The sequence below is a fragment of the Streptomyces prasinopilosus genome (assembly GCF_001419695.1).
Lineage (GTDB): Bacteria > Actinomycetota > Actinomycetes > Streptomycetales > Streptomycetaceae > Streptomyces > Streptomyces prasinopilosus.
In genome coordinates this window covers 1-1,444 of sequence record NZ_LIRG01000995.1, presented here as the reverse complement: position 1 = coordinate 1,444, position 1,444 = coordinate 1, and the positions used below count along the sequence as shown (strand labels likewise).

At 73.7% G+C, this 1,444-nt stretch carries 1 protein-coding gene; it reads right to left on the bottom strand.

The genetic code is table 11. From position 1 onward, the window contains the following. Nucleotides 1-1,444 (bottom strand): AAA family ATPase (locus tag AOK18_RS29465; RefSeq protein ID WP_157865295.1); only part of this gene is annotated, 1,444 nt, incomplete at both ends.

The window sequence follows — 1,444 nt, the reverse complement described above, 5'->3', positions numbered from 1 at the left end:
CACCCGCGCGGTCGCCGAGGAGGGCGAGGGCGGCGACCGCGCGGGTGAGGGCGTCGCCGTCGGGGCCGCCGAGGGCGCGGGTGCGCACGTGGGCGGCCTTGACCTCGGCCCAGCGGCCGGCCTGCTCGGCGGTGAGCGTGCCGCGCAACTCGGCGAGCTTGAGCAGGTTCGCCTCGGCGCCGGTGGTGAGGGTCTGCGCCTCGGCCGCGTAGTGGTCGTCGACGACGGCGGAGAGTTCGGCGTCGTTCATGACCGGCTGGATCCGCTGGGCGATCTTGTTCATGTTGCGGTAGGAGCCCTGGAGCCGGAACGGCGGCTCGGTGCGGGCGTCGTCGGACCGGGCGGCGGAGGCGATGTAGGCCTCGTTGACCGCGAGGACGGTGCGGCGGGCGGTGAGCAGGTGGCGCAGGACGGTGAGGACGCGCTCCAGTTCGGTGGGCGCGTACGGGTGCGTGAGCCGGTCGGCGTGGGCGGTGGGGTCGCCCTCGGCGAGGCGGATCAGCAGGTCGAGGTCGCCGCGGTCGCGGGCGGCGAGCGGGGCGAGCACCGGGTTGGCGGTGAGCGCGTTCTCCACGAAGCTGGCGGCGAAGGCGTCCTCCTTGCCGGTGAGGACGTCGCCGAGGTTCCACACGTCGGCGCGGTTGGCCAGCATGTCGGGCACCCGGAAGAGGTCGCCGGACTCGGTGTAGGGGTTGCCGGCCATGCAGACGGCGAAGCGCTTGCCCCGCAGGTCGTAGGTGCGCGGCTCGCCCTGCCACACGCCCTCCACGCGGCGGGTGGCGTCGCACAGGGGGATGAACTTCTGGAGGAGTTCGGGCGAGGTGTGCTGGATGTCGTCGAGGTGGAGGAGGGTGTTGTTGCCGGCGGCCAGCGCGAAGTTGATCTTCTCGACCTCCTGGCGCGCGGTGGCGTTCGGCGCCTCGGCCGGGTCGAGGGAGGTCACGGAGTGGCCGAGGGCCGGGCCGCTGATCTTCACCAGGACGAGGCCCAGCCGGTCGGCGACGTACTCCATGAGGGTGGTCTTGCCGTAGCCGGGCGGGGAGACCAGGAGCAGCAGGCCGCCGGTGCCGGTGCGTCCGGACTCGCCGGTGGTGCCGAGCTGTTTGGCGAGGCTGTCCCCGACGAGCGGGAGGTAGACCTCGTCGACGAGGCGGTTGCGGACGAACGACGACATCACGCGCGGGCGGTGGTCGTCCAGGCGCAGCCGGGCGCGTTCGGCGGTGACCAGGGCGGTGCGGCGGCGCTGGAAGGCACGGAAGGCGGGGGTCTCGCGGTCCCTGAACTCCTCGGTGCAGGCGAGGAATGCGTCCAGGCGGAGGGTGAGGCGCCGGTCGGTGATGCGGGGGTGGGTGCCGAGCAGGCCCTCCACGGTGACCGTGAGGGGCGCGTCGGACTCGTGGCGGGGCGCCTCGGGGCAGAGTTCGGCGGCGACGGCCTCGGCGAG